Origin of the sequence: Pseudonocardia petroleophila, from assembly GCF_014235185.1 — a bacterium.
In the GTDB taxonomy this organism is placed as follows: domain Bacteria; phylum Actinomycetota; class Actinomycetes; order Mycobacteriales; family Pseudonocardiaceae; genus Pseudonocardia; species Pseudonocardia petroleophila.
The window spans coordinates 4320310-4340162 of sequence record NZ_CP060131.1 but is presented as its reverse complement, the minus strand read 5'-3'; the positions used below and the strand labels follow the sequence as shown (position 1 = coordinate 4340162).

General features: G+C 73.6%; 17 protein-coding genes. 8 read left to right on the top strand and 9 right to left on the bottom strand.

The window, feature by feature from the left end:
• Positions 1-5 precede the first annotated feature (5 nt).
• The 3 genes from H6H00_RS21460 to H6H00_RS21450 are packed head-to-tail and all read left to right on the top strand — an operon-like array spanning position 6 to position 3039.
• Positions 6-557 (top strand): TRAP transporter small permease, encoded by a 552-nt coding sequence (locus tag H6H00_RS21460; RefSeq protein ID WP_185717523.1) that lies wholly within the window; start codon positions 6-8, stop codon positions 555-557.
• Positions 554-1861, top strand: a complete 1308-nt coding sequence (locus H6H00_RS21455; RefSeq protein ID WP_221775617.1) for a TRAP transporter large permease — start codon at positions 554-556, stop codon at positions 1859-1861. The genes H6H00_RS21460 and H6H00_RS21455 overlap by 4 nt, the downstream gene beginning before the upstream one ends.
• Entirely contained in the window at positions 1858-3039 is a 1182-nt protein-coding gene (locus H6H00_RS21450) for an MmgE/PrpD family protein (RefSeq protein WP_185717522.1), read from the top strand. The genes H6H00_RS21455 and H6H00_RS21450 overlap by 4 nt, the downstream gene beginning before the upstream one ends.
• Positions 3040-3042: 3 nt before the next feature.
• On the opposite strand, the gene H6H00_RS21445 is transcribed toward H6H00_RS21450, so the two are convergent.
• Positions 3043-4371: an MFS transporter gene (locus H6H00_RS21445; protein ID WP_185717521.1), complete on the bottom strand. Its 1329-nt coding sequence runs from the start codon at positions 4369-4371 to the stop codon at positions 3043-3045.
• 81 nt (positions 4372-4452) lie between these two features.
• On the opposite strand from H6H00_RS21445, the gene H6H00_RS21440 reads away from it, so the two are divergent.
• On the top strand, positions 4453-4875 hold the full coding sequence (locus H6H00_RS21440; RefSeq protein ID WP_185717520.1) for a pyridoxamine 5'-phosphate oxidase family protein: 423 nt from the start codon (positions 4453-4455) through the stop codon (positions 4873-4875).
• Here the strand turns inward: H6H00_RS21440 and H6H00_RS21435 are convergent.
• Genes H6H00_RS21435 through H6H00_RS21420 form a run of 4 tightly spaced genes read right to left on the bottom strand, consistent with a single transcriptional unit; the run spans position 4868 to position 9624 of the window.
• Positions 4868-5281 (bottom strand): VOC family protein, encoded by a 414-nt coding sequence (locus tag H6H00_RS21435; RefSeq protein WP_185717519.1) that lies wholly within the window; start codon positions 5279-5281, stop codon positions 4868-4870. The genes H6H00_RS21440 and H6H00_RS21435 overlap by 8 nt on opposite strands.
• Positions 5282-5291: 10 nt before the next feature.
• Entirely contained in the window at positions 5292-7226 is a 1935-nt protein-coding gene (locus tag H6H00_RS21430) for an ABC transporter ATP-binding protein (protein ID WP_185722616.1), read from the bottom strand.
• Positions 7227-7279: 53 nt separating this feature from the next.
• Entirely contained in the window at positions 7280-9013 is a 1734-nt protein-coding gene (locus H6H00_RS21425; protein ID WP_185717518.1) for an ABC transporter ATP-binding protein, read from the bottom strand.
• Entirely contained in the window at positions 9007-9624 is a 618-nt protein-coding gene (locus H6H00_RS21420; protein ID WP_185717517.1) for a TetR/AcrR family transcriptional regulator, read from the bottom strand. Before H6H00_RS21420 ends, H6H00_RS21425 begins: the two co-directional genes overlap by 7 nt.
• Before the next feature lie 849 nt (positions 9625-10473).
• Between H6H00_RS21420 and H6H00_RS21415 the strand changes: the two genes are divergently transcribed.
• A complete protein-coding gene (locus tag H6H00_RS21415; protein WP_185717516.1) occupies positions 10474-11748 on the top strand; it encodes an HNH endonuclease signature motif containing protein in 1275 nt (424 codons plus the stop codon).
• Here H6H00_RS21415 and ilvD read toward each other — a convergent pair.
• The 4 genes from ilvD to H6H00_RS21395 are packed head-to-tail and all read right to left on the bottom strand — an operon-like array spanning position 11743 to position 17966.
• Entirely contained in the window at positions 11743-13416 is a 1674-nt protein-coding gene (gene ilvD, locus H6H00_RS21410) for a dihydroxy-acid dehydratase (protein WP_185717515.1), read from the bottom strand. The genes H6H00_RS21415 and ilvD overlap by 6 nt on opposite strands.
• Positions 13413-14741 (bottom strand): MFS transporter, encoded by a 1329-nt coding sequence (locus tag H6H00_RS21405; RefSeq protein ID WP_185717514.1) that lies wholly within the window; start codon positions 14739-14741, stop codon positions 13413-13415. Before H6H00_RS21405 ends, ilvD begins: the two co-directional genes overlap by 4 nt.
• A 20-nt stretch (positions 14742-14761) precedes the next feature.
• On the bottom strand, positions 14762-16171 hold the full coding sequence (locus tag H6H00_RS21400) for a hypothetical protein (RefSeq protein WP_185717513.1): 1410 nt from the start codon (positions 16169-16171) through the stop codon (positions 14762-14764).
• A gap of 46 nt (positions 16172-16217) precedes the next feature.
• Positions 16218-17966: a DEAD/DEAH box helicase gene (locus tag H6H00_RS21395; protein ID WP_255425300.1), complete on the bottom strand. Its 1749-nt coding sequence runs from the start codon at positions 17964-17966 to the stop codon at positions 16218-16220.
• Positions 17967-18137: 171 nt separating this feature from the next.
• Here H6H00_RS21395 and H6H00_RS21390 point away from each other — a divergent pair, with 171 nt between their 5' ends.
• The 3 genes from H6H00_RS21390 to H6H00_RS21380 all read left to right on the top strand — a co-directional run bounded on the left by H6H00_RS21390 (position 18138) and on the right by H6H00_RS21380 (position 19850).
• The gene (locus H6H00_RS21390) at positions 18138-18365 is read left to right on the top strand and encodes a hypothetical protein (RefSeq protein ID WP_185717511.1); all 228 of its coding nucleotides are present in this window, start codon (positions 18138-18140) and stop codon (positions 18363-18365) included.
• Positions 18366-18429: 64 nt separating this feature from the next.
• Positions 18430-19149 carry a tyrosine-protein phosphatase gene (locus tag H6H00_RS21385; protein ID WP_185717510.1) on the top strand — a complete coding sequence of 240 codons (720 nt, stop codon included), beginning with the start codon at positions 18430-18432 and terminating at the stop codon, positions 19147-19149.
• Between the two features lie 17 nt (positions 19150-19166).
• On the top strand, positions 19167-19850 hold the full coding sequence (locus H6H00_RS21380; RefSeq protein WP_185717509.1) for an HAD family hydrolase: 684 nt from the start codon (positions 19167-19169) through the stop codon (positions 19848-19850).
• Positions 19851-19853: the final 3 nt, after the last annotated feature.

The following is a 19853-nucleotide window of genomic DNA, read 5'->3' as shown; positions in this document are numbered from 1 at the left end:
GCCCCATGAGAACCGTCCGCCGGGCCGTGCTGGCCTGCACCGGGGCCATGGCCGTCGTCGCCATGGCGGTCATCGGGCTGATGATGCTGACGATCAGCCTCGACGTCGTGCTGCGCTTCGCGCTCAGCGCCCCGACCGACTGGGCCTACCCGCTCAACGCCGCCGGGGTGCTCGTCTCGACCTCGCTGGCCGTCCCCCACCTCTACGCCACCGGCCACCACATCTCGATGGACCTGCTGCACCGCGCGCTCCCCCCCGCGCTGCGCCGCGCGGCCGACGTGGTCGTCTCGCTGGCCACGGCGTTCCTCGGGATCGTCCTGGCCATCAGCGCCGGGCGGTCGACGGTCGTGGCGTACGCCGGCGGCCTGACCGGCGCGGGCACGTTCAACATCCCGCTGTGGCTCCCCGACGCGGTGCTGTGCGTGACCGGGGTCTTCCTGGTGCTCGTCGCGGTGCTGTTCCCGCCGGGCCCGACCGACGACGGCGTGGCCGCAGTACCTGGGGACCCGGGCGCCCGCGCCGAGGCCGACGGGATCGCCGGCGGGGTGCGCGCATGATGCCCGAGGGGTTCGCGGTCGGGCTGGCGGTCGTGCTGCTGCTGATCCTCATCTTCCTGCGCGCGCCGATCTTCGTGGCGCTCGCGGTGGCGGGCGTCGTCGGACTGCTGGGGCTGGGCGGCTTCACCGCGGTGGAGCTCGTGCCGCTGGCGCTGGTGGCGCAGCTGCAGGAGTACGCGCTGGTCGCGGCGCCGCTCTACATCCTGCTCGGCGAGGCGCTCGCGGTCAGCGGGCTCGGGCGCGACCTGTTCGGCGCGGCGCACCGGTGGTTCAACCGGGTGCCCGGCGGGCTCGGCGCGTCCGCGATCGGCTCCTCGACGCTGTTCGGCGCGATGTCCGGGGTGAGCATCTCCTCGGTCGCGGTGATCGGGCGGATGGCCGTCCCGGAGATGCTCGACCGCGGCTACAAGCCGGCGTTCGCGAGCGGGTCGGTCGCGGCGTCCGGGGCGCTGGCGATGCTGATCCCGCCCAGCCTGATGTTCATCCTGTACTCCTCGGTCACCGGGGAGAGCGTGGCCGACCTGTTCGCGGGCGGGCTGCTCCCCGGCCTGCTGCTGGCCGCGATGATGATCGTCTACGTCGTCGTGCGGGCCAAGGTGGCGCCGGAGAACGCCCCGCGCGACGAGGAGCGGTTCACCTGGTCGGAGCGCCTCACCGCGGTCGGCAAGATCTCCCCCGCGCTGCTGCTCATCGCGCTGGTGCTCGGCTCGATCTACACCGGCTTCGCCACTCCCACCGAGGCCGCCGCGGTCGGCGCGCTCGCCGCCTTCGCCGTCACCGGGGTGATCTACCACAAGCTCGGGTGGCAGAACCTGCGGCACATCTTCGTCTCCACCGCGCAGGTCACGGCCGCCGTGCTCGCGATCGTCGGGTCGGCGTTCGTGTTCACGCAGATGCTGGTGGTCGCCCGGATCCCCGACCAGGTCACCGGCTTCGTCGTCGGGCTCGACGTGTCGCCGTACGTGGTCATGGTCGGGATCATGCTGATCCTCGTCGTGCTCGGCTGCCTCGTCGACGCGGCGTCACTGCTGCTGGTCGTCACCCCGATCCTGGTGCCGGCGATCACCGAGCTCGGGTTCGACCCGCTGTGGTTCGGCGTGCTGCTCGTCGTGAACCTGGAGATCGCGGTGATCACGCCCCCGGTGGGCCTGAACCTGTACACGATGAAGTCGGTCGTGCCGGAGCTCGACCTCGGCGACGTCTTCCGCGGCGTCGCCCCCTACATCGCGATCGAGGGCGTGCTGCTGGCGCTGCTCATCGCGTTCCCGGAGATCGTGACGTTCCTGCCGGGGCTGATCGGATGACGGGGCTCGCCGATCTCGCCGGCTGGGCCGCGGACCTCGATCCCACCCCGGCCGACGTCGAGCAGGCCCGCCGGGCGCTGGTCGACACCGTCGCGGTCACCGTCGCCGCGCTCGACGACCCGGTCGCCGGCTGGACCGAGGGCGAGGACGCGGCGCTGCGCTGGGCGGCCGTCGGCCACGTCCTGGACTTCGACGACGTGCACCTGCCCTCGACCTCGCACGTCAGCGTGGTCTGCGCCCCGGCCGCGCTGGCCTGCGGGGGCGGGGCGCGGGCCTACCTCGCGGGCGCCGGGGTGATGGCGCGGCTCGGCGCGGCGCTGGGCTGGGCGCACTACCGCAGCGGCTGGCACGCCACCTGCACCGCGGGCGCCCCGGCCGCGGCGGTCGCGGCGGGCACCGCCCTCGGGCTCGACGAGGCCGGCCTCGCGCGGGCGATGGCGCTCGCCGTGCCCGCGGCGGGTGGGGTGCAGCGGGCGTTCGGCACGGCGGGCAAGTCGTTGCAGGTCGGGTTCGCCGCCGCCGCCGGGGTGCGGGCCGCCCGGCTGGCCGCGGCGGGCGCCTCGGCCGACCCGGCCGCGCTCGACCAGTGGTTCGCGCTGCTCGGCGGCACCGGCGTCCCCGACCCGACCGGGCCCGCGATCCCCGGCGGCCTGGCGGTCAAGCTGCACCCCTGCTGCTACGCCCTGCAGCGCCCGATCAGCGCGGCGCGCCTGCTCGGGCACCCGCGGGACGTCCGCCGGATCCGCGTGCACGCCCGCGCGAGCTCGCTGCAGCCGCTGATCCACAGCCGCCCGCGCACCGGTCTGGAGGCGAAGTTCTCCTGCGAGTACGCCGTCGCGGCCGCGCTGGTCGACGGGTTCCCCGACGCGGCGTCGTTCACCGACGCGGCGGTGGCCCGCCCGCAGGTGCGGGCCCTGCTCGACCGCGTCGAGGTGCACGCCGAGCCGGGCGGGGACGACGTCGTGGCCGGGTGCACCCGGCTGGTCGTGGACCACGCCACCGGCCCGCCGACGGAGGTCGCGCTGGACCTGCCCGACGGCCACCCCGAGCGTCCCGCCTCCGCGGCCGACCTGGCCGCGAAGGTGGCGGGCTGCGCGGGCGACCGGGCCGCCGAGGTCTCGGCGCTGGACTGGGACATCGCCGCCGAGCTGCTGCGCGACGCCCTGCCCGGGCGCTGAGCGTCAGACCGGCTCGGCGACCGCGGACGCCGCCCGGTAGCGCTCCGACAGCGCGCGGTACTGCCGGGTGCGGAACGCGGCCAGCGTCACGACGAGCCCGGCGAGCCCGGTCAGCACGAACACCAGGGCGATCCCGCGGTCGGGGCCGGTGCCGAACCAGCCGCCGATGAGGTCGACGCCCGCGCCCGTCGTCATGAACGGGATGACGACGAACTGCGCGACCGGGCTGATCAGGAACGCCGTGAGCGGGGAGGCGGCCTGCTCGACGCTCTGCGCGAACCCGAACACCCGGCCCTGCCGCTCGAAGGGCACGACCTTCTGCAGCACGGTCTGCTCGGAGGCCTCGATGAACGGGATCACGCACAGGTACAGGAACATCCCGACGGCGAGCACGACGACCGACCGGTGCAGCGTGAACGTCGTCGCGAGCACCCACAGCACGACGTTGGCGACGAGCAGCGAGCGCAGCGGGCTGCTCCCCAGCCCGCGGCGGGCGATCACCAGGCCGCCGACGATGAAGCCGGTGGACAGCAGGCCCCACAGCAGGCCCCAGGCCTGCACCGACATCAGCGACAGGCCGTAGGGGTCGAGCAGCGCCATGTAGACGCCGCCGAGGAAGTTGTTGATCGTGCTGAACGCGATCAGCGCGAACAGCCCCGGCAGGGCCGCGACGACCGCGAGCGTGCCCCGCAGGTCGACGCGGCCGGAGTCGCCCTCCGCCGCGGCGGCCCGGTCACCGGGCACGTGCACCGTGAGCAGGTGCGCCACCGACAGCCCGACGACGAGCAGGGCCAGCACGAGGGCGTGGAACATCCCGGACAGCCCGACGAGCAGCCCGCTGATCACCGACGTGACCAGGAACGACACCCCCGACGCCGTGCCGACCAGCCCGTTGGCCTTGTCCCGGCGCTCGGCGGGCACCAGCATCGTGACCGTCGTGGACAGCGCGATCCCCCGCACGTTGCCGGCGATCACCCCGCTCATCAGGAGCAGGACGAACACCCACAGCAGCGGGCTCGTCGGGTCGGTGAACGCGGCGTCGCCCGCGACGAGGTAGACCGCGAACCCGGCCGCGTACAGCGCGAGCGAGGCGAGGTTCGACCCGATCATCACCGTGCGCTTGCGGTGGTGGTCGACGAGGCTGCCGAACCAGATCCCCGACAGCGACGTCATCACCAGGAACAGCCCGGCGATGATCCCGGTCGCGAACACCGACCGCGTCTGCAGGTAGACGTAGAAGGTGATCGCGAACCACACGGTGAAGTGGGTGACCGACACGAACAGCGTGTCGACGAGCAGGTGCCGGAAGACCCGGTCGGATGCGGTGCGCATGCAGGTAGGACGGGCGGGCGTCCGGAAAGTCATCGGTCGGGCCGTGGAACACCGCGCCGGACGCGTCGGTTGGACGGGGGCATGAGCACCGACGTCCTGACCCCCGACGACCTCGTCCTCCTGCGCCGCCCCCTGCAGGGCTTCCTCACCGTGGCGGGCGGGCCGACGCCGGCGCAGCCCCGGCCGGTGTGGTTCGAGACCACCCCCGAGGGCACGATCACGCTGTTCACCGACCCGGACGCCCCGAAGGTGCGCCGCCTGCGCCGCGACCCCCGGGCCTCGCTCGTCGTCGCCGCACCGGTGGGCGAGCGCGAGCACTGGGTGTCGGTTACCGGCTCCGTCACCGAGGAGCCGGGCGGGGAGGCCGACCTGGTCGCCCGCCTGTTCGCCCGCTACTGGGGCCCGGCCGCCGCCGACCGGGCCGACGAGCTCGCCGGCATGCTCGACGCCGAGTGGGTGCGGTTCGTCCTGCACCCGGAGCGGGTGCGCCGCTTCGTCAACTGACCTGCTTCGGCAGCAGGACCTCGCCCTCCAGCCCGTCGGGGTCGCGGAAGAACAGGCTGAGCGCGCCGCCGAAGTCGTTGACGTGCCCGTCGCTCGCCCCGGCCGCGACGAGCCGCTCCCGGATCGTCTCGAACGCCTCCGGGGTGGCGGTACCGAGCCCGACGTGGTCGATCCGGCCGCGGCCCCACATCGGGGTCTGCCGGTCGGGCTCGGTGTTGCCCTCGATCGTCACGATGTTGAGCTCGGTGCGCGGGCCGATCCGGATGGTCGTCATCGTCTCGCCCGGGTCCTCGCCGTGCTGGCGCGTCGGCCCGACCTCGGCGTCGAACACGGTCGCGTAGAACGCGCCGAGGCGCGCCACGTCCTTGGAGATCCAGGCGATGTGGTTGACGCCGTCGAGCAGCACGGTCTCCCCCTCACTCGATCGCCGCGGCCGCGGCGAACTGGGCGTTGTAGAGCGCACAGTAGGCGCCGCGGGCGGCGAGGAGCTCCTCGTGGGTGCCCTGCTCCACGATGCTCCCCGCCTCCATGACGAGGATCAGGTCGGCGTCGCGGATGGTGGAGAGGCGGTGGGCGATGACGAAGCTCGTGCGGTCGCTGCGCAGCGCCGCCATCGCCCGCTGCACCAGCACCTCGGTGCGGGTGTCGACGGAGCTCGTGGCCTCGTCGAGGATCAGCAGCGACGGGTCGGCCAGGAACGCCCGCGCGATCGTGATGAGCTGCTTCTCCCCCGCGCTGACGTTGGATCCCTCCTCGTCGATGACGGTGTCGTAGCCGTCGGGCAGCGACCGCACGAACCGGTCGACGTAGGTGGCCTCCGCGGCCGCCATCAGCTGCTCCGGCGTGGCGTCGGGGTTGCCGTAGGCGATGTTGTCGCGGATCGTGCCGCCGAAGAGCCACGTGTCCTGCAGGACCATCCCGATGCCCGAGCGCAGGTCGGAGCGGGCCATCGCGGCGATGTCGACGCCGTCGAGGGTGATCCGGCCGCCGTCGAGCTCGTAGAACCGCAGGATGAGGTTGACCAGCGTGGTCTTGCCCGCGCCGGTCGGCCCCACGATCGCGACGGTCTGCCCCGGCTCCGCGACCAGCGACAGGTCCTCGATCAGCGGGGTGTCGGCGAGGTAGCGGAACGCGACGTTCTCGAACGCCACCCGCCCCCGGCGCTCGGTGCGCACCTGCGGCGACTGCGGGTCGGGCGTCTGCTCCTCGGAGTCGAGCAGCTCGAACACCCGCTCCGCCGACGCCACGCCCGACTGCAGCACGTTCGCCATCGACGCCGCCTGCGTCAGCGGCTGCGTGAACTGCCGCGAGTACTGGATGAACGCCTGCACGTCGCCCAGGCTCAGCGACCCCGACGCCACCCGCAGCCCGCCGATGACGGCGACCGCGACGTAGTTGAGGTTCCCGACGAACATCATCGTCGGCATGATGATCCCGCTGATGAACTGGGCGCGGAAGCTCGCCTCGAACAGCTCGGAGTTGCGGGAGGCGAACTCGGCCTCGGTCTCGGAGCGGCGGCCGAACACCCGCACCAGCTCGTGGCCGGTGAACGACTCCTCGATCAGCCCGTTGAGCCGCCCGGTGTGCCGCCACTGCGCCACGAACTGCGGCTGCGACCGCGACGCGATCGCCTTCGTCAGCCACAGCGTCACCGGGATCGTGACCAGCGCGATCAGCGTCAGCAGCGGCGAGACGACGAACATCATCACGACCACGCCGACGATCGTCAGCAGCGAGGTGAGCAGCTGGCTCATCGTCTGCTGCAGGCTGGTCTGGACGTTGTCGATGTCGTTGGTGACGCGGCTGAGCACCTCGCCGCGCTGCTGGGAGTCGAAGTAGCGCAGCGGCAGCCGGTTGATCTTGTCCTCGACGTCGCGGCGCAGCGCGAACACGGTGCGCTGCACGATGCCGTTGAGCAGGTAGCCCTGGCCGTAGCCGAACACCGACGCGGCGAGGTACAGCGCGATCACGCCGAGCAGCACCATGGACAGCGCCGTGAAGTCGATCCCGACGCCGGGCACCACGTCCTGGGCCGCGATGAGGTTGGCGACGGCGTCGTCACCGGACGCGCGGGCGGCCTGCGCCGCCTGCTCCGCGGTGATCCCGGCCGGCAGCTGCCGGCCCACCACCCCCGCGAAGATGACGTCGGTGGCCGCGCCGAGCAGGTACGGGCCGATGACGTTGAGCGCCGTGCTGACGACGCCGAGCACGATCACCGCGACCACGCCGACGCGCTCCGGCGACAGCCGGACGGCGAGGCGGCGCAGCGACGGCCAGAAGTTCGACGCCTTCTCCGCGGGCTGGCCCATGCCGCCCCACGGCGGCCCGCCGCCGCGGCGCTCGGCCGCCATGCCGCGCGCGGCCTGGACGGTCTCCTTGTCCTGCCGGGGCTTCGCCGGGGCACTCACGCGCCCACCTCCGCACTGAGCTGGGACTCGACGATCTCGACGTAGGTCGGGCAGGTCTCCAGGAGCTGGTCGTGGCGCCCGATCCCGACCACCGCCCCGTCCTCCAGGACGACGATCTGGTCGGCGCCCTGGATGGTCGACACGCGCTGGGCGACGATCACGACCGTCGCCGTCGCGGTGACCGGCCCCAGCGCCGCCCGCAGGCGGGCGTCGGTGGCGAGGTCGAGCGCGGAGAACGAGTCGTCGAACAGGTAGATCTCGGGCTTGCGCACGAGTGCGCGGGCGATCGCCAGGCGCTGGCGCTGGCCGCCGGAGACGTTGGTGCCGCCCTGGCTGATCGGGGCGTCGAGGCCGCCCTCCATCGCGCGCACGAAGTCGGCGCCCTGGGCGATCTCCAGCGCCGTCCACAGTGCGTCGTCGGAGGCGTCCGGGTCGCCGTAGCGCAGGTTGCTCGCGACCGTCCCGGAGAACAGGAACGGCTTCTGCGGCACCAGCCCGATCCGCTTCCACAGCACCTCGGGATCGAGCTCGCGGACGTCGACGCCGTCGACGAGGACCGAGCCCGCCGTCGCGTCGAACAGGCGCGGCACCATCGACAGCAGGGTGGTCTTGCCCGCCCCGGTGCTGCCGATGATCGCGGTGGTCTGCCCGGGCCGGGCGGTCAGCGAGACCTCGCGCAGCACCGGGGCGGCGGCACCGGGGTAGGTGAAGCCCGCGCGGTCGAACTGCAGCAGGCCGTCGGCGCGGGCCGGGACCGTCGCGCGCCTCGGCGGGGCGACGGAGGACTCGGTGTCGAGCACCTCGCCGATCCGGTCGGCGCACACCGCGGCGCGCGGGATCATGATCGCCATGAACGTGGCCATCATGACGGCCATCAGGATCTGCAGCAGGTACTGCAGGAACGCGGTCAGCGCCCCGATCTGCATCTGCCCGGCGTCGATCCGCTCGGCGCCGAACCACAGCACCGCCACGCTGGACGCGTTGAGCAGCAGCATCACGACCGGGAAGATCAGTGCCTGCAGCCGGCCCGCGCGGATCGCCACCTCGGTGACCCCGGTGTTCGCGACGCCGAACCGCTCGGACTCCAGCGGCTCGCGCACGAACGCGCGCACCACCCGGATGCCGGTGATCTGCTCGCGCAGCACGCGGTTGACGGCGTCGATGCGCACCTGCATGAGCCGGAACTGCGGGACCATCCGGACGATGATCAGCCCGATCGCGACGACCAGCGCCGGCACGCTGACGGCCACCAGCCAGGACAGCCCGATGTCCTCCTGCAGGGCGAAGAAGATGCCGCCGACGCACATGATCGGCGCGGAGACGAGCATCGTGCACGACAGCAGCACCAGCATCTGCACCTGCTGCACGTCGTTGGTGCTGCGGGTGATCAGCGACGGCGCCCCGAACCGGCTGACCTCCCGCGCCGAAAACTCCCCGACGCGGTGGAACACGGCGGCGCGCAGGTCGGCGCCGAAGCCCATCGCGGTGCGGGCGCCGAACCAGACGGCCCCGATCGAGCAGGCCACCTGCGCGAGCGTCACCAGCAGCATCCAGCCGCCGGTGCCCAGGATGTAGGCGGTGTCGCCGCGGGCGATGCCCGAGTCGATGATGTCGGCGTTGAGGCTGGGCAGGTAGAGCGCCGCGATGGTGCCGACGAGCTGCAGTCCCACCACCGCCAGCAGGGGTCTGGAGTAGGCGCGCAGGTACCCGCGCAGGATCTTGATCAACATGGGCTGTTCCCGGCGTGGTGGTGGTGGGAGTAGCCGTCGAGCAGGACGGTGACGATCTGCTCGGCGGAGAGCGGCGACCCGTCGCAGATGCGGGGGTGGGTGCCGGAGAACACGAGCAGCCGCAGCACGTGCGCCAGCTCCTCGGGCGGGACGCGCAGGGTGCGGGCGTCGGGACCGACGAGGTCGGCGACGGCCGCGCGGAACGCGTCGTTCATGGTGCTGGGCGCGGGGTGCTCGCACTCCTCGTCGTCGGGAGGGCGGTGCATGCCGAGGGCGTCGAGGAGCCCGAAGACGCCGGTGAGCCTGCTCTGCAGGATCTCCACCGCGGCGACGAGGCGGGCGCGCAGCGGCAGGGACCGGTCGACGTCACCGAGCTCGCGCAGGGTGGCCCCGGGATCGAGCGCGGCCGCGGTGACCGCCCGCATCAGCGCCTCCTTGTGCGGGAAGACGCTGAAGATCGTGCCCTCGGCGACGCCTGCGGCCATGGCGATCTGCCGGGTGCTGACGGCGGCCCCGTGCCGCAGCACGAGCGGCAGGGTCGCCTCGACCAGCGCCCGTCGCCGCGCCTCGGGGGCGAGGCGGCGGGCGCGGCCGGTGCGGGCGGTGGTCATGGGCGCGACGGTATCTGAGCGAGCACTCAGTAAACAATCGGTTATGCCCGGACCCGCGAGTTTGCCGCTGCCGCCCCGCGAGTTTGCGAGAGCCGCCCGGCGAGTTTGCGGCAGGCGCCCGGCGAGTTGGCCGCAGACGCGCTTGCTGAGGCGTGCCGCCGCGCGGCACGCCGTGTGCACGGAAGCCTGGCGAGCAGGCCGGCGCCGTGCGATCTCGCCGTCGTGCTCGGACCCAGCTCCGCCCCGGAGTTCGCTGCCGCAGCCCGACGAGCCCGCCGCCGCCACGCGACTTGGCCGCGATCGTGCCGCACCGATGTCGCCACGGCGCTGCCGATGAGGCTGATCGTGTGACCCAGCGACCTGGCGTTGGCCGGAGGCCTTCGGCCGAGGTCCCTGACGTCATACGTCGTGGCCTGCCCGCGACGATGCCCTCGTGCGTCCGCAGAGGGTTGCGCTCCGGCGGGCATCGACGGGAGACGTGCCGCCCGGTTGACCCGACAAGCCGGCTGCCGGTCCTGGCGTGGTCCGGTCTACCGAGGGCCAGGACGCCAGCCGGTCATGCACGGGGTCGATCCGGGCGGTGGGGTTGCGGTTCGGGACCACCGGGCGTCTCGCCCGACACGGCGAGCCTCCGGGGCGCAGGTCGGGCACGTCGATCGGGAACGGCCGCCCACCCCGCCACGTGATCCGGTAGTTCACCCCAGACGACCCACGCCCGACCGGCGCCTGCGCACCACGCCGAAGAAGGCCGGACAGCCCACTATCCGAAGCGCCCAGCCATGCGCCGAACGGTCCCTGAGCTGCGACAATCCGCTTCCATTCGAACGTGTGTTCTAGTCGAATCAGGCCATGGCCGGCGACACCCTCCAAGACGCGCACCAGCACCTCGCTGCCGCACTCGACGACCTCGCCGCCGCCACCACCCACGCCTCCGAGAACGACCTGATCTCGCTCCTGACCCTCTGCGAAGGCGTGCACCGGCGGGTCGAGGCGATCTCCAGCGCAGCAGTCGCCATCCTCGACGACCGGGGCACGTTCCTGTCCCGCGGTTATCCGAGCACCGCTGCTGCGGTGTCGGATCTGCTGTCGTGGGACCACCGGCAGGCGCGGTCCTTCACCGCCGCGGCCGCCGACGTCCACGGCCGCACCACCCTGAGCGGAGAGCAGCTCCCCGCGCGGATGCCCGCCACCGCCGCCGCGCTCGACAAGGGGACGATCGGGTGGCGGCATGTTGAGGTCATCCACCGCGTCCTGGGCACGCGGGCTGCCGAACGGCTCACCACCGAGGAGTGGGCCGGCACGGAGGTGCAGCTCGCCGACTACGCCCAACAGGCCAAGCCCGGACAACTGCTCAGCTTCGGCACCCTGCTGATCGACCGACTGGACCAGGACGGGCCCGAACCCGACGACTCGCCGCCGCCTGTGAACGAGCTTCGTCTGACCCGGCACCGTGGCGGGGCGGGCGGGTCGTTGAAGGGCCGGTTCGAGGACCCCGCCCTCTACGACGCCATCGCCGCGGTCATCGATGCGAAGGCCAGGCCGTTGACCGCCGACGACGACCGGACCGCGGCCCAGCGGCAGGCCGAAGCATTGGCCGACGTGTGCGGGTACGTCCTCGACCACGGCGACGACCTCCCCGAGACCGGCGGCCGACGCCCCCACCTCACCGTCATCATCCGACTGGAAGACCTCGAGGACCGAGCGCGCGGGGCGATGTTGGAGTTCGGCGGCACCATCACCCCCGCCACCCTGCGCACGCTGGCCTGCGACGCCGGAGTCGTCCCGATCGTCATGAACGGCGACAGCCAACCGCTGGACGTGGGGCGGGAGAAGCGGACCATCCCCGACGGGCTCCGCAAAGCCATCACCGTCAGAGACCGCGGCTGCGCCCACCCCGGATGCGACCGACCACCGTCCTGGTGCGACGTCCACCATGTGGATCACTGGGGACGCGAGGGACCGACCGAGCTGAACAACCTGGTGATGCTGTGCAAGGCGCACCACCGCCAGATCCATCATTCGGACTGGACGGTCCGGATCCGGGACGGGCTACCGGAGTTCGTCCCACCCCGATGGATCGACCCCGCACAGCGCCCCCGCCGCAACCTCGCCGTCAGGTCATGAGCAGACCGCACCCTGCGCCGCCGACCCCACGAGCTTCGAGTACTTCCCCAGCACTCCCCGCCGCAGTTCCGGCGTGGGGGTGGGTGGCGTCCATCCGTCCCGGCGTCGCGCCAGCTCCGCGTCGTCGACGAGCAGGTCGAGGGTGCGCGAGGCCATGTCCAGCACGATCCGGTCGCCGTCGTGGATGAACGCGATCGGCCCGCCGTCGACGGCCTCGGGCGCGACGTGCCCCACGCACAGGCCGGTGGTGGCGCCGGAGAACCGGCCGTCGGTCAGCAGCAGCACGTCCTTGCCCAGCCCGGCGCCCTTGATCGCCCCGGTGACGGCGAGCATCTCGCGCATCCCCGGGCCGCCGCGCGGGCCCTCGTAGCGGATGACGACGACGTCGCCGGGCTGCAGGTCGGGCACGGCGTCCATCGCGCCCTGCTCGCCGTCGAACACGCGGGCGGTGCCCTCGAACCGCGACGAGTCGAACCCCGCGCTCTTGACGACGGCCCCCTCGGGCGCGAGCGAGCCGTGCAGGATCGTGATGCCGCCGGTCGGGTGGATCGGGTTCGACAGGGCGCGCAGGATCTCGCCGTCGAGGTCGGGCGGGTCGATCACGGCCAGGTTCTCGGCCAGCGTCGACCCGGTGCAGGTGAGCACGTCGCCGTGCAGCAGCCCGGCGTCGAGCAGCGCCTTCATGACGACCGGCACACCGCCGACGCGGTCGACGGTGGACATCACGTGCGCCCCGAACGGCTTGACGTCGGCCAGGTGCGGCACGCGGTCGCCGATGCGGGTGAAGTCGGCCAGCTCCAGCGGCACGCCCGCCTCCCAGGCGATGGCCAGCAGGTGCAACACCGCGTTGGTGGACCCGCCGAACGCCATCACGACGGCGATCGCGTTCTCGAACGCCTGCTTGGTGAGGATCTGCCGCGCGGTGATGCCCTTCTCGATCATCCCGATGACGGCCTCGCCGGACGCGCGGGCGATGCCATCGCGGCGCCGGTCGACCGCGGGCGGGCTCGCGGAGCCGGGCAGCGCCATGCCCAGCGCCTCGGCCGCGCTCGCCATCGTGTTCGCGGTGTACATGCCGCCGCAGGCACCCTCACCGGGGCAGATCGCGCGCTCGATCGCGTCGACCTCCTCGCGGGTGATCAGCCCGCGCGCGCACGCGCCGACGGCCTCGAACGCGTCGGCGATCGTCACCTCCCGCTCCCCCACGTACCCGGGCATGATCGACCCGGCGTAGAGGAAGACCGCGGCGAGGTCGAGCCGCGCGGCCGCCATGAGCATCCCCGGCAGGGACTTGTCGCAGCCCGCGAGCAGCACGGTGCCGTCGAGCCGCTCGGCCTGCACCACGGTCTCCACGGAGTCGGCGATGACCTCGCGCGACACCAGCGACCAGTGCATCCCGACGTGGCCCATCGAGATCCCGTCGGAGACGGAGATGGTGCCGAACTCCATCGGGAACCCGCCCGCGCGGTGCACGCCCTCCTTCGCCGCGAGGCCGAGGCGCTGCAGCGACAGGTTGCACGGGGTGATCTCGTTCCAGCTCGACGCGATGCCGATCTGGGGCTTGCCGAAGTCCTCGTCGCGCATCCCGACCGCGCGGAGCATGCCGCGCGCGGCGGCGCGCTCCAGGCCGTCGGTGACGTCGCGGGAACGGGGCTTGATGTCGGTCATGCGCGAACTCCTCGGGTGGTGGGGTGCCCAGCTTTCCTGCCGACCACCAGCACCACCACACCGGACAGCACCATGAACGCGGCGACGACGAACATCCCGGCCCGGAAGTCGCCGGTGACGCCCTGCAGCCACCCCGTCAGGTACGGGCCGACGAAGCCGGACAGGTTGCCGAACGAGTTGATCAGCGCGATGCCGGCGGCCGCCCCGACGCCCGTCAGGAACGTCGGCGGGATCTGCCAGATCACCGGGATCGCGGCGAACACGCCCGCCGCGCAGACGCACATCGCCGCGATCACCAGGTACGGCGAGTCCAGGAACAGCGCGACCGCCACCCCCGCCGCCCCGACGAAGGCCGGCACCGCGACGTGCCACGACCGCTCCCCGGTGGCGTCGGAGTGCCGGGCGTTGAGCAGCATCGCCACCGACGCCACCGCGTAGGGCACCGCCGTGATCAGCCCGATCTGCACCAGGGAGAACTCCACGGCGAACTGCTCCTGCAGGTCCGACACCACCTGCGGCAGGAAGAACGCGAGCACGTAGAGCCCGAACACCACCCCGAAGTAGACGACCGACAGCGCGATCACCCGGCCGTCGCGCAGCGCGCCGCGCATCCCGGTGGTCTCCGGCACCTGCTCGGTGTCCTCGGCCGCGATCCGCGCCTCCAGGGCCCGGGCCTCGTCGGCGGCGAGCCAGCGGGCACGGGTCGGGCGGTCGGGCAGCAGCACGAGCACCAGGAACCCGACGAGCACCGCCGGGACGCCCTCGGCGAAGAACATGAACCGCCAGCCCTGCTCGAACCCGAGCAGGCCGTCGCCGTTCTCGATGAGCAGCGTCGAGATCGGCGCCCCCAGCACGGAGGACAGCGGCACGGCCAGGAAGAACAGGGCGACCACCCGCGCCCGCTGCGCCCGCGGGAACCAGTACGTCAGGTACAGGATGATGCCGGGGAAGAACCCGGCCTCCGCCACGCCGAGCAGGAACCGCACGACGTAGAAGCCGATCTCGTTCGTCACGAACGCCGTGGCCGAGGCGACGATCCCCCAGGTCACCATGATCCGCGCGATCCACAGCCGGGCCCCGACGCGGTGCAGGATCACGTTGCTCGGGATCTCGAAGAAGAAGTAGCCGACGAAGAACAGCCCGGCGCCGAGCCCGTACGCCGCGGCCGAGAGCCCGAGGTCGGGGTTCATCCGCAGCGCGGCGAACCCGACGTTGACGCGGTCGATGTAGTTGAGCAGGTAGCAGAACCCGAGGAACGGCAGCAGGCGCCACATCGCGCGCCGCACCGCCGTCCGCACCGGATCCGGACGGACGTCGTCGGCCATCGAGGTACCCACCCTCCTGCTCACGGCACCAGCGGTGCCAGCGTCTCCAGCACGGCGCGGTTGACCGCGCACAGGTCGGCCGTGGTGTCGCGGGCCAGTGTGACGACCCCGGCGATGCCGTTGCCGATCTGCATGGTCGACAGGCACAGGGGCGCCTCGCCCGGCGTCGGCGCGGCCCGGTGCTCCAGCCCGGGACGGCCGCCGAACCGGGTGGCGACGCCCGGGCGCGCGGCCGGGTCCGTCGTGTACGCGCCGGTGGCCGGGCCCCAGCTCAGGACCGACGCGAGTGCGTCGGAGGAGTAGTCGCAGCCCACGCGGTAGAGCGTGCCCGGGTCGACGGGCGAGGGGAACGGGCGCGGGTCGATCCCCGGCGGCCGCACCGGTGCGGGGAACGCCGACCAGCCGATGGTCGCGCACGGGTCGAACGGCGCGCCCACGTCGTCGGCGGTCGGGAAGTCCTCCAGCGAGCCCAGCTCCAGCGCCCCCGGCGCCGCGGCCGCGGGACCCGGCAGGGCGACCGCGTCGAGGTGGGAGCGGGCGGTCGCGCAGTCCGCCGCGGTGACCGCGAGGACCTCGCGGAACAGGTAGGGCAGCGACGGGGCGAGCAGCGTGGTGTCGCTCGCCTGGCGCGTCACCGTGCAGCCGTCCGGGGCGTCGTCGACGACCTCGACGCGGCCGCCCGGCAGCAGCGTCGCCGTGCCCGGGACGTCGGTCTCGACCTGGGCCAGCCCGAACGCCACCGCCACACCCGGGGCCGAGCAGGTCCGCGGCCCGTCGACGGTGACGTCCGCGACGTCGACGGCCAGCCCGGCGAGGACCGCGCACGGGTCCTGCTCCCCCAGCGCGAACGCCGGGGCGGTGGCCGCCGCCGCGCGCCGGGGCGGGGCGTCGATGCGCGGCAGGACGTCGGCGAGGTAGTCACCGGCGAGCGCGCAGGAGGCGGCCGGGTCCTCGGCCACCTCGCCCCGCACCACGACGCCCCAGCCCAGCGCGACCTCCCGGGCGTAGCCGCACTCGGGACGGCCCTGCGCGCGCGGGGCCGGGGCGACCGGCGCGAACGTGCGCCCGCCGATCTCGCGCGGCGTGCCCGAGCCCCGCACCACCTCGGCGACCTCGATCGTCACGTAGGACAGGGCGCCGTCCGCGGCCGACTCCAGCGCGATCTCGCAGCCGTCGTACCCGCCCACCGGGCGTACGGCGAACGCGACGGCCCCGGTCTCGCGCTCGGCCGCGGCGACGTCGTGCATCGCGCAGACGTCCCACGACCGCAGGATCGCCATCTGCTCGGCGAGGACGCGCTCGGCGTCGTCGAAGGGCAGGGCGGCGACGGGGACGTCACGGGCGGGCGACCCGGTGCCGGGCACGACGGCCGAGCACCCGGAGATGACCGTGAACGCGGCCAGCGCCGCCACCGCCGTCCGCCCGCGCATCGGGCGAAACTAGCAGAGCGGCGCTGGACCGTTCGTCCTAAAGCGACTAGTCCCTCTGGCCCGCTCCGGCGCCCGCGAACCCGCGGTCGCGCCGGACGTTGGCCCGGCGGCCCTTGAGCGTCGTGGTGCCTCGCAGGCTGCGCAGGACGTCGTCGGCGGCGTGCTCCGGGATCTCGACGAGCGCGTGGCGCTCGTGGATCTGGATGGCGCCGATGTCGCGGCCCGTCAGGTTGGACTCGTTGGCGAGCGCGCCCACGATGTCCTGCGGGCGCACGCCGCTGGCGCGGCCCGCGTTGACGAACAGCCGCGTGGTGCCGGCCTTCGGCGCGCGGGTGCCCGCCGCCGATCCGCCGCGCCCGCGGGTGTCGCGGGGGCCGCGGGCGTCGCGCGAGCCCGAGCGGGGCGCGCTGACCACCGGGATGTCCTCACCGTCGTCGGGCGAGCCGGCGGCGGCGGTCATCAGCCGGATCGCGGCCGCGGCGACGTCGGCCGGGTCGAAGTCCTCGGCCAGGCCGGCGATCATCGCGTCGACGCCGTCTCCTGCGTCGGGCGTACCGGTCTCCAGCTCGGCGCGCAGCGCGTCGCGCGTGCGCTCCAGGCGGGCGGCCCGCAGGTCGGCGGCGGTGGGCACCGGCGCCATCTCGATGGTCTGCCCGGTGAGCCGCTCCACGTTGCGCAGCGCGTACACCTTCGACGGCGGCGCGAGGGTGATCGCGACGCCCTCGCGCCCGGCCCGGCCGACGCGGCCGATGCGGTGGACGTAGGCCTCGGAGCTCTGCGGCACGTCGTGGTTGACGACGTGGGTGAGCAGGTCGATGTCGAGGCCGCGGGCCGCGACGTCGGTGGCGACGAGCAGCTCGGTGCGCCCGCTGCGCAGCCGCTCGACCACGCGGGTGCGGTGCTCCTGGTCCATGCCGCCGTGCAGCGCCTCGGCGCGCAGGCCGCGACCGGTCAGCGTCTCGGTGACGGCGTCGACGTCGAGCCGGGTGCGGCAGAAGACGATGGCCGCCTTCGGGCGCTCGGCCTCCAGCACGCGCCCGAGCGCAGCGGTGGTGTGGGTGCGCGGCACGAGGTAGGCGGTCTGGCGGACCTGCGGCGCCTCGCCCTCGACGGCCTCCTCGCGGGCGATCCGCACGGTGACCGGCTCACGCAGGTACTTCTGCGCGAGGGTCTCGATGCGGCGCGGCATGGTGGCGCTGAACAGCACGACCTGCCGGGTGTCCGGGGTGGCGTCGAGCAGCGTCTCGATCTCCTCGACGAAGCCCATGTCGAGCATCTCGTCGGCCTCGTCGAGGACGACCATCTCGAGGTCCTGGAGCTTGAGCGCGCCGCGGTTCATCAGGTCGATCGCGCGGCCCGGCGTGGCCACGACCACGTCGACGCCCTGGTGCAGCGCCTTGAGCTGCGGGCCGACCGGCGCGCCGCCGTAGACGGTGAGGACGCGGGTGCGCAGGTGCGAGCCGTAGCGGGTGACCGCCTCGGAGACCTGCAGCGCGAGCTCACGGGTGGGGGCCAGGATCAGGCCGAACGGGGCCGCACCGCGGTCGCGCGCGGGGCGCAGGTCGGTGAGGCGCTCCAGCATCGGCAGCGCGAACGCCGCCGTCTTGCCGGTGCCGGTGGCGGCCTGGCCGAGCAGGTCGCGGCCCTCCACCAGCGGGGTGATGGCCTCGGCCTGGATCGGGCTCGGGCTGGTGTAGCCCAGCTCCTCGACGACCGAGAGGAGCTCGGCGCGCAGGGGCAGCTCGGCGAAGGTGATCTGGTCGGAGTCGTGCCGGGACGTGTCGTGCTGGGACAAATGAAGTCTTCCGTCGCAGTCGGCGGGCACACGTCGGCGTACCCGCGGGCGAGCCCGCGGGCCCTCTGCACGAAATCTGCCTGGCCGTTGCGGTCTCTGATGGCCTTCAACGCACCATCGACCGGTAATACTCCCAGGTGGCGCCGCCCACCACCACATCGGGGTGCGAGCATGACCGGCGTGGCGCACTCCCCCGGCGGCTTCGACTACGTGCAGCGCGGTGACGAGGTCCGCATCACCCACCGCGGCCGGCCCGCCACGACGCTGCGCGGGGCCGCCGCCGCGCAGTTCCTCGTCGACGTCGAGTCGGGTGACCCGCAGCAGCTCATGGCCCGGGTCACCGGCGACTACAAGCGGGGCAGCGAGCGCGCGGCCCGGGACCACCCGCGCAACCGCTGACGTCACACGGGACGTCGGTCACGATGTCGCTCGCCGTTCACCTCGCGCGGGGACCCTGGTCGACGTGACGATCTCCCCCGCACCCGCCAACCTCCGCGACGTGCGCGGTCTGCGCACCGACGACGGCCGGATCGTGCGCCGGGGCGTGCTCTACCGCAGCGAGCTGCCGCTGTCCGGCACCGCCGCGTCCGCCTCGGTGGCGGTCTGGCCGCCCTCGGACGTCATCGACCTGCGCGTCCCGGGCGAGGACCCCGCCCCGCACCGCCTCGACCGCCCCGGCACCACCGTCCACTCCGTCCCGATGGGCGCCGACCTCGCGCCCGCGCTCGCCGCGGAGCGGTCCACCGGCGACGACCTGGCCGAGGCCTACCGGATCCTCGCCCGCGACGCCGCCGGCTCCATCGCGCACATCGCCGGGGTCGTCGCCTCCTCCTCCGGCCCGGTGCTGGTGCACTGCACCGCGGGCAAGGACCGCACCGGCGTCGTCGTCGCGGTGCTGCTCAGCGCCGTCGGGGTGCGCCGGGCCGACGTCCTGGCCGACTACCTGCGCACCGAGGCCAACCTCCCGCAGCTGTGGGCCACGCTGCGCGCCGCGGGGATCCACGAGCCGCGCAACCGCGCCCTGATGGGCGTGCAGGCCGCGGCGCTGGAGGCGGTGCTCGACGAGGTCGAGGCCCACGAGGGCGGCGCCGCGGGCTGGCTGGCCGCACACGGCGTCGACGACGCCGTGCTCGCCCGTCTGTCGGACCGGCTGCTCGGGGCGGCGCAGGTCGTCGCCGCCTGATCGCGCAGGATCAGCGCATGAGGCTGATCCAGTGGGACGTCGACCGCACGCTGCTCGTCGGGGGCGGGGTGGGCGTCGAGGCGTACGCGGCGGCGTTCACCGCCGTCACCGGGATCCCGTGGCGCGGTGCGCTGGTCGCCGCGGGCCGGACCGACCTGTCGATCACCCCCGAGCTGTTCGCCCAGCACGGCATCGACGACGCCGGCCCGCACCTGGAGCCGTTCTTCGCCCGCTACGCCGAGGAGTTCGCCGGGCGGGCCGGGCGGATGGCCGTCGAGGGCCGACTGCTGCCCGGCGCCGCCGCGGTGCTGGCCGCGCTCGCCGGCCGGACCGACGTCGTGCAGACGCTGGTGACCGGCAACATCGCGCCCGTCGGCGTCGGGAAGGTCGCGGCGTTCGGCCTCGACGCGCACCTCGACACCGCCGTCGGCGGCTACGGCGACGACCACCCCGTACGCGCCGAGCTGGTGCGCCGCAGCCGGGAGCGCGCCGAGGCGGCCCACGGCCCGTTCGCCGACGCCGACGTGCTCGTCGTCGGCGACACCGTGCACGACGTGGGCGCCGCGCTCGCCGCCGGTGTCGTGGCCGTCGGCGTCGCCACCGGCCCGGCCTCGGTCGCGGAGCTGACGGCCGCGGGCGCCCACCACGTGCTCGACGACCTCTCCGACGTCGAGCACGTGGTGGCGGTGCTGGCGGGCTGAGCC

Bases quoted from the DNA above. Each gene is read 5' to 3' on its own strand.
- H6H00_RS21460 (WP_185717523.1), top strand. From the start codon at position 6: ATGAGAACCGTCCGCCGGGCCGTGCTGGCCTGCACCGGGGCCATGGCC.
- H6H00_RS21455 (WP_221775617.1), top strand. From the start codon at position 554: ATGATGCCCGAGGGGTTCGCGGTCGGGCTGGCGGTCGTGCTGCTGCTG.
- H6H00_RS21450 (WP_185717522.1), top strand. From the start codon at position 1,858: ATGACGGGGCTCGCCGATCTCGCCGGCTGGGCCGCGGACCTCGATCCC.
- H6H00_RS21445 (WP_185717521.1), bottom strand. From the start codon at position 4,371: ATGCGCACCGCATCCGACCGGGTCTTCCGGCACCTGCTCGTCGACACG.
- H6H00_RS21440 (WP_185717520.1), top strand. From the start codon at position 4,453: ATGAGCACCGACGTCCTGACCCCCGACGACCTCGTCCTCCTGCGCCGC.
- H6H00_RS21430 (WP_185722616.1), bottom strand. From the start codon at position 7,226: ATGGCGGCCGAGCGCCGCGGCGGCGGGCCGCCGTGGGGCGGCATGGGC.
- H6H00_RS21425 (WP_185717518.1), bottom strand. From the start codon at position 9,013: ATGTTGATCAAGATCCTGCGCGGGTACCTGCGCGCCTACTCCAGACCC.
- H6H00_RS21420 (WP_185717517.1), bottom strand. From the start codon at position 9,624: ATGACCACCGCCCGCACCGGCCGCGCCCGCCGCCTCGCCCCCGAGGCG.
- H6H00_RS21415 (WP_185717516.1), top strand. From the start codon at position 10,474: ATGGCCGGCGACACCCTCCAAGACGCGCACCAGCACCTCGCTGCCGCA.
- ilvD (WP_185717515.1), bottom strand. From the start codon at position 13,416: ATGACCGACATCAAGCCCCGTTCCCGCGACGTCACCGACGGCCTGGAG.
- H6H00_RS21405 (WP_185717514.1), bottom strand. From the start codon at position 14,741: ATGGCCGACGACGTCCGTCCGGATCCGGTGCGGACGGCGGTGCGGCGC.
- H6H00_RS21400 (WP_185717513.1), bottom strand. From the start codon at position 16,171: ATGCGCGGGCGGACGGCGGTGGCGGCGCTGGCCGCGTTCACGGTCATC.
- H6H00_RS21390 (WP_185717511.1), top strand. From the start codon at position 18,138: ATGACCGGCGTGGCGCACTCCCCCGGCGGCTTCGACTACGTGCAGCGC.
- H6H00_RS21380 (WP_185717509.1), top strand. From the start codon at position 19,167: ATGAGGCTGATCCAGTGGGACGTCGACCGCACGCTGCTCGTCGGGGGC.